The 7574-nt window shown below is 36.7% G+C and carries 5 protein-coding genes and 1 other RNA gene; 1 reads left to right on the forward strand and 5 read right to left on the reverse strand.

Annotated features, from left to right (window positions below; all coding sequences use genetic code 11):
- Positions 1-82: 82 nt before the first annotated feature.
- The 3 genes from cas9 to ssrA form a co-directional block, all read right to left on the reverse strand.
- Positions 83-3493: a type II CRISPR RNA-guided endonuclease Cas9 gene (cas9, locus tag STRDD13_RS02755; protein ID WP_067101581.1), complete on the reverse strand. Its 3411-nt coding sequence runs from the start codon at positions 3491-3493 to the stop codon at positions 83-85.
- A 159-nt stretch (positions 3494-3652) separates the two neighbouring features.
- Positions 3653-3943: a hypothetical protein gene (locus STRDD13_RS02760; protein ID WP_231852546.1), complete on the reverse strand. Its 291-nt coding sequence runs from the start codon at positions 3941-3943 to the stop codon at positions 3653-3655.
- Positions 3944-4502: 559 nt separating this feature from the next.
- Positions 4503-4850: a transfer-messenger RNA gene (gene ssrA / locus STRDD13_RS02765) on the reverse strand.
- 93 nt (positions 4851-4943) lie between these two features.
- Between ssrA and STRDD13_RS02770 the strand changes: the two genes are divergently transcribed.
- Entirely contained in the window at positions 4944-5549 is a 606-nt protein-coding gene (locus STRDD13_RS02770) for a TVP38/TMEM64 family protein (protein WP_067101584.1), read from the forward strand.
- 268 nt (positions 5550-5817) lie between these two features.
- On the opposite strand, the gene STRDD13_RS02775 is transcribed toward STRDD13_RS02770, so the two are convergent.
- Together STRDD13_RS02775 and rpoD are read right to left on the reverse strand one after the other, a co-directional pair.
- Entirely contained in the window at positions 5818-6141 is a 324-nt protein-coding gene (locus STRDD13_RS02775) for a metal-sulfur cluster assembly factor (RefSeq protein ID WP_067101587.1), read from the reverse strand.
- A gap of 210 nt (positions 6142-6351) precedes the next feature.
- Complete coding sequence (gene rpoD, locus STRDD13_RS02780) at positions 6352-7476, reverse strand: RNA polymerase sigma factor RpoD (RefSeq protein WP_067101590.1); 1125 nt, start codon at positions 7474-7476, stop codon at positions 6352-6354.
- Positions 7477-7574: the final 98 nt, after the last annotated feature.

Raw genomic sequence — 7574 nt, forward strand, 5'->3', positions numbered from 1 at the left:
AGTAACTGTGTAAGGCGTCCCTTACAGTTAATATTATAATACATTGTAAAAGCGTTTGCAACTCTTTTTTAAAAATATCTTTTTAAAATTTGAGTTTTGGTTCTTCACCCTCTTTTTTGATGATATGCTGATTCCCTAGGACATCTGTTCTTACTTTGTAAATAGACAGATTTGATTTTCCTAGTCCTTTTACAAATCTTCCTGACTTATCTACAGAACCTAATATTTCAATTAAACGCTCATTCTTCTCAAATTCATCTCTTGAATAAGGTTTTAACTCTACATAATGTTTCACATTAGGCTTGGTTCGAGAAAGAAAACGGAAAAGCTGTTGTTCTTTTGTTTCCGTATCTTTAATTAGTAACAAGTCATTTTTGTGAAGTGTAAACTTGAATTCTGATTGTTCACTCACTCCTTCCTTTTCTTTAATTTCATTATATTTATCTATAGTTATAGAATAGTTCCCAGTCTTCTTTTCAAATTGTAGATGAGCATATTTTAATCCAAGTAACTCATACTTCTCCGTCTGATGATTAAAATAGACATCTGTTCTCCAAGGATTTAATTGACGTAGGATTACTTTATTTTTACTATTAGAAGGAGTTATGTTGATAAATGATTCTGGGATATTTTTATCATAGTATTTCAGACTTTTAATTACTGGACCATTTCCTTTTCGACTATACTTGTGAATAGGTCCATTTTCAATTCTATATTTTTCAAACGGATTGAAATCAACCTCTTTTCCATTTTTGTCCTTTTCTTTAAATGGTCGATATTGTTCCAATATCTTCTCTATTACTTCATCCCAAGTTTTTCTATCCTTCTGATACATTAAGAATTGGGATTTATCCTTTTTGTATAAATGTAAAAATTTATAAAATCCCGTTTTAAGCTTCTCTGACCCTAAAGCATAGATATCTTTAATTTTCCCCAAAGTATAAGTGTATTCTTTTTTCTCTTTATCTAATTTCGCCTTTCTTGTTGCGTAGATTGTTGCATCTGAAATTTTACGGTTATATTTTGAATCTACTTGATAAGAAAATAGAATGCTATCTTCAAATTTCTTAGATTTCAAAGTATCAACAAAATGATCATATGGTGCTTTGAATACTAACTCTTTATATTCATCATCACTCAATGAAATAATTTCGCCAGTTTCTTGGTCCACGAATTGCCCTTCTTTATAAGAAATCAAAGGATTATTTTGTTTTTTCCATAATCTTAATTGACTAGATGCAGCAATGATCAAGGCATCTACAGCATGATGGTGATAGGTCTCACGAGATTTTTCAAGTCCCCATTTTCTTCTCAACTGTGAAGTAAATTGTCCACGTACCACTGAAATAGTCGTATCGAATTGATGCTCCTTATAAAAATCTTGTAGGGCATTTAGAACAACTCGAGAAGAATAACGAGTATCAACTAAATTTCGTTCGATAAACTTCTGTTTCACCTCAATCTTACTAATGTCTTCTTCCGTTAAAAGATAATCTTTCTTCTTATTGCTTAGTAATTTTAGATCTTTTACATATGATTTGAACTCTCTGTAGGACCAAGCATCATCCATACTATCTAAGGCCTGAAACGGTGTCCGTTGTCCCTTTTCTTGATTTGCTGTAGCAAGAACCAATACTTTATTAGATAAGCTATCATCAAAAGATAAAGACAAAGGTAAAATATGATCAATTTCATACTTGTATTGATTTTGAATCAAATCTGAAATTGGTATATTCTTACCAGTGTAAAGACACTTTTCTCCTTGCTGATGCCATAAACGAATCTTAGTAGCTAATTCCTTATGCCCATGAAAAACATTATCCGGTAATTCTTTTTTCCCATTGTATTGGAAAGCCGCTTTTTCCATAGCTGATTTTTTCTCGTCTAGATTTGCTTTTTGACGCTCGTTATACCCTTTCTTTGCATCTTCCTCATTATTTTCACGTGCCATCTCAATAACGATATTATCAAAGATACCATATTTTTTAGTTGCTTCATTGATAATCTTTATAGCTTGTCTGACAGATTTTGCTACCACAGGGTTATAGATTTCTTCTGTTAATTCTTTTTCATCAATATACTTGGTTCGTTTTGATGTCTCTTTAGATTTTTGTTTGCCTAATCGAGTAAGAATTGTCATTTGCTCTTCCGAAGTCTCATACAATTCTGGAATCAACTCCATCATGAGTTTTAGAGAAAAATTATGCCATCCCTTACTAAATAGACTGCTATTATTCTTTCTGAATTGAACCAATTCAAGTACTTGATCCTGACTAAATGTATCTTTTAGCGTCGCGTTAATCGCTTCTTCTATTCCCTCCCGCTCTGTATTTAAAGTTAGAATATGGGCAAGCTCATCTAAGACCTTTCTCGGTATTTCTTCCACGCTGATTGTTTCTAATGATTGCATTTTCCGATAGGTTTCAAAAGTATGCATCTCAGGTTTTTTATTGGGATCAATACGGTATCCATGTATCTGATCAACTGAGGCACCAATTAATTTAGCGATGTACTTCAATAGTGTTGAAGCTCCTAATGTTTTAGCTGTCTTCGCATACTTGATAATTGTCTTCTTTTGTTCCTCACTTAGTTTCTTGGTTTCTGTTGGAACAGTTAAATTATTTAAATCATTTAGTAAGTTGAACTCTTGAGCAGTATAGGATGCTTTTGAAGCTCTATATTCATCAGGATAAAATGTACATTTACCAATTAAAATACCAAAAATATTATCTAAGGTTATGTACTTACCTTCAGGATCTTTCTTAGTAGTATACCTTCCATAATCAGTGCGTGACTTTTCATTACCTGGTCCATGGTAGTATTTTCTCTTTCCCGTAAGGATTGTTAGATAATTCTCTATAAACTCATCTGTAATCTTTTTATTGAATTCTTGCTGTTTTCTAAGAATTCTTTCAGCTTCTTTGCTATAAGCAGATGTTGTAAAAACATTGATTAATCTGCGCTTTTCACCATTTTCTACAACAGTGAAATCTCCTCTAACCTGACCATATTTTTCGAAACGATCTAGTTGAATTTGACCGGGAGTTTGTTCAGCAAGTAATTTTCTATTTTCTTCAACTGCCTTCCCGTAATCAGACGATACTGTACCGCCATCCTCAGAAGCATCATCCAAATAGCTAATACCACGTCTCTTCACAATATTCTTTAAAGCAATAAACAACTCTTCATTAGTTAATTGATTATCCAACCCTTGTACACGGAGTTGATAAGGATTTAGATTAATGGACACCTTAGAAAAATCAGTTAACAAACCAGAGTCTTCAAATAAATCATGAAGGCGAATACTACGATGTTTCTTCCGGCGAGTTAATCTTTTACCTCCCCTATGTCTTCTTCTTTCAATATTACTGTCAGCCGTTGCAGCTGAAAACAGACGAGAATTAGTGTGAATAATTTCACCAGTATCTTTTTTTAGAATACCTACTCCAACCGAAGCAATACCAATATCCAAACCTAAAACTAAACCATTCATAATAAAACTCCTACTCAGTCATTATATCAACAACATTTTACTCCTTCCTTCCTCAAAAATCAATTCATTATGGGGAGATATTCCATCTATTTTTAACTTTAAATTTACAAATAAACTCGCATTCACGAGTTCCTTTAGAAGGTGGATAAACTTCTATTTTTATAACATTTCCCATTTATTTTCTGTAGCTATCTTATCCGGTAGGAAAAATTTATCGACTGGAAAAGCCCCAACTGCTCGAAGACTCATTGGTTCCTGCGAATTACTTGCCATATCAAAAACTTCCCAAAAGATATCATCAATCATATAGGATTTTATTGAAGGTTGAATTGTTATAGAAAACCGATTATCTGGAAATTTAATATCGATCATATATTTAACTAGATAGTCTCCTACTTTATCAAAAAACCTCTCACTTCTTGATTTAAGTTTCAATCGCTTAGCTGCCACGCGAACGCATTGATTCAGTTCTTTTTATTATTGTTTATCTCTTTTTTGAAAATTTAACCATTCAATCACCTCACTAATCTGGTCTGATAAGTTATTTTCACTCTTTCTTTAATACTAGCCTTAAAGCTAGTCGCTTCCCCATTGTGGATGTTGACATTGGCTGCTTGACTTGCTCTATAAGATTTGTATTGATTCCCGAGGTGGCCTATATTGCTCTTAATAAGCCGACTGGTAAGAAAGTGCTAAAGGAATAAATCTAGTATATCAAAAACTCAAATCAATAAAAATTGTCATCACAACTAGATATCACATTTTAAACATCAAGTCTATCGTTTAACAATGACTTTCTTTCGGCCTGCAAATTCTGCAATTTTTCTTAAAACATCTTATTTTTTCAAAGTATTTAAACATCTTTATTGCCATTCAATCAGTCGTTCATGGCCTGATGATATCGCTGCACCATTAACCTGAACAAGACACCCTTTTTTCGGTTTTTGATCGAAACAAAAAAACGTTGAGCCATCAACGTTTCAGAAACCTTTTCCAAGGTTCATTATAGAGATGGAGCCGGTGGGAGTCGAACCCACGTCCAAACACCTGCTAACTCATTCGTCTACAACCATAGGTTATGTTTTATTTTTAACCCTAGAGCGACACATAACTCAAGCCGAACAAGAGCGAGTCAGAAAATCTCTTTCAAAGCCCCCTGACAAGGCTTTAACGTATCTTGCTAAATGAAGACCAATGCGCAAACGCAAGCAATCTGCGATTAGTCACACAGGCTGGTGTTTAGGCAGCTACTGCGTAAGAATTTGTATTTTTTGCAGTTATATTTAACTGGCATTTTACATCTGCCGATGGGTTGCAAAACGAGCCTCATAATGCCTGTCGAATCCGTAACGACCCCATAAAAGACCTTATAAGTATATCAAATTTTAATTTTTTTTGCAAAATTGAAGACGAAGAGCAACTTCAGGAATTTTTATGATATGATTATATTATGGAAACATCTAAAGCCTACAAGTTTTTTCAAAAACTCATCCAAATCCTGAGTGTTATTGTCGTGATTGCCAGCGTGGTCTTCGTTATCTGGCTTTTGCAGATTGGAATTTTAAACGATCAAAACCAACTCAAAACCTTTATTGAGCAACAGGGAGTGTGGGGGATCTTGACTTTTACTGCTCTCCAAGCCTTTCAAGTGGTTTTTCCCATTATTCCAGGAGGAATCACCACCATTGTTGGTTTCCTCGTCTTCGACCCAATAACAGCCTTTTTTGTCAATTACATTGGGATTAATTTGGGGAGTATCATTCTATTTTATCTGGCCCGTAAGTATGGAAAAGCCTTCTGTCTCCTATTTATGAAACCCGAAACTTATCAAAAATACATCGGCAAGATTGATGACAAAAAGGGATATGAGCTTTTCTTCATTTACTGTATGTTATCCCCTATATCTCCAGCGGATGTCGTCGTCATGATTACTGGACTGACCAGTATGTCTTACAAACGCTTTTTCATTATTATCATGCTGTGTAGACCCATCTCTATCGTCGGCTATAGCCTCCTTTGGATCTTTGGAGGACGATGGATCCGGAATTTTCTCTGATTTGGCGCTTCCCTCTCTCACTAAGAGCGTGGGACAGAAATCGGTCATTCGGTAGAAGTCGATTTCGTCGTCTCACCTCCGCACAGTTGAGTCGGGCTGTAAAAGCGGATGAAATCAGCGTCGTAGAGTCCACTCCACCACTGCGTCTTGCTCGATAATTCAAAAACAGAAAAGGCTAGGACTTTTGTCCCAGCCTTTTTTGGTTACTCTTTCAGTGAACACAGAAAAAAAGACCATCCTATGACAGCCTTCTCTCTATCCCCAAAGACTAACGAATCCCAAGGGCAATTCGTGCATAACGGCTCATCTTTTGAACCGTCCAAGCGGGTGACCAAACTAGGCGAACATCTACTTCCGTGACTTCATCTAAAGCCCCAACGATATCATAAATCTGGTCCGAAATTAGGTCTGCCAAAGGACACCCCATGGTGGTCAAGGTCATATCAATTTCAACCTTCCCTTCCAAAAAACGAATATCATACACCAAGCCAAGATTGATAATATCAATCCCCAGCTCCGGATCAATCACCTCTTCTAGAGCATGGAAAATCTTTTCTTGAATCTTTTTCACTTCTTCTTCTGTGTAGGCCATATTTCCTCCTTTATCAAATCCTCAACACCTCTTAAACGAGGAATATCTTAGTGGAATTCCTCCAGCTTTCTAGGCTGTGGAAGACATTTTATCCGATTTACTCCATCGTTATGAGATCTGATACACCTCAAGCTCAATCAAATGACTCTCTTCGAATCCTTTGATCCAATGGATCAGCTTTTCTATGTAAGCTGTTGAAAAAAGCTAAATCTAGTCTTCCATAAAGTCCCGGAGGGGTTTGCTTCGGCTCGGGTGGCGTAATTTGCGAAGGGCTTTCGCTTCAATCTGACGAATACGTTCACGTGTCACGTTGAAGACCTTCCCCACATCTTCCAATGTTCGCATCTTGCCATCGTCAAGTCCGAAGCGCAAACGCAAAACGTTTTCCTCACGATCGGTCAAGGTATCCAGTACTTCATCCAGCTGCTCACGTAGGACGACACGGGTGGTGTAGTCAACTGGATTTTCAATGACTTCATCTTCGATAAAATCACCCAAATGACTATCATCTTCCTCCCCAATAGGTGTTTCAAGGGAGACGGGCTCTTGGGCAATTTTTAAAATTTCACGCACTTTATCTGGTGTCATGTCCATCCGCTCTGCAATTTGCTCTGGTGTTGGATCTTGACCCAATTCTTGTAAGAGATTGCGCTGCTCTCGTACTAATTTGTTAATGGTTTCGACCATGTGAACCGGAATCCGAATGGTTCGGGCTTGATCCGCAATCGCACGGGTAATGGCCTGACGAATCCACCAAGTAGCATACGTCGAAAACTTAAATCCCTTTGAATAGTCGAACTTATCAACAGCCTTCATAAGCCCCATGTTCCCTTCTTGGATCAGATCCAAAAACTGCATGCCACGACCTACATAGCGTTTTGCAATGGAAACAACCAAACGGAGGTTGGCTTCGGCTAGTCGTTGTTTGGCTTCGACATCACCTGCTTCTACAGCAAGCGCCAATTCTTTTTCTTCTTCGCTAGTGAGGAGGGGAACAACCCCAATTTCTTTCAGATACATCCGGACAGGGTCATTGACCTTAGCCGAATTCGATCCTAATAATTCTTCATCTGATAGTTCTGGTTCTTCTTCAACTTGCATCACCCGTGCACTTGGATTTCCATCTTTATCGATAATAGAAATTCCTGCATCCTGGATTCGTTGCAACAAGTCGTCAATCCCATCCGCATCTAAGCTAAATGGAATGACCAATTTATCATTGATATCATCATCGACAGCCGTACCTTCTTTTTTATGGTTTCGAATGTACTCTGCTACTTGAACATCTAATGTCGTAATTTCTGTGTTTTTTTCATTTGTATTCTTTGATGCCATGTTTACTCCATTTTTCTTTTTTGTGCAATCAATTGGTTTAAATCATCTAATGCGGCATCCTTGTCCCCCAGACGAGAATGCTCACGAATATGACGAAA

It is taken from the genome of Streptococcus sp. DD13, from assembly GCF_001578875.1.
GTDB lineage: Bacteria > Bacillota > Bacilli > Lactobacillales > Streptococcaceae > Streptococcus.

Bases quoted from the DNA above. Each gene is read 5' to 3' on its own strand.
- cas9 (WP_067101581.1), bottom strand. From the start codon at position 3,493: ATGAATGGTTTAGTTTTAGGTTTGGATATTGGTATTGCTTCGGTTGGA.
- STRDD13_RS02770 (WP_067101584.1), top strand. From the start codon at position 4,944: ATGGAAACATCTAAAGCCTACAAGTTTTTTCAAAAACTCATCCAAATC.
- STRDD13_RS02775 (WP_067101587.1), bottom strand. From the start codon at position 6,141: ATGGCCTACACAGAAGAAGAAGTGAAAAAGATTCAAGAAAAGATTTTC.
- rpoD (WP_067101590.1), bottom strand. From the start codon at position 7,476: ATGGCATCAAAGAATACAAATGAAAAAAACACAGAAATTACGACATTA.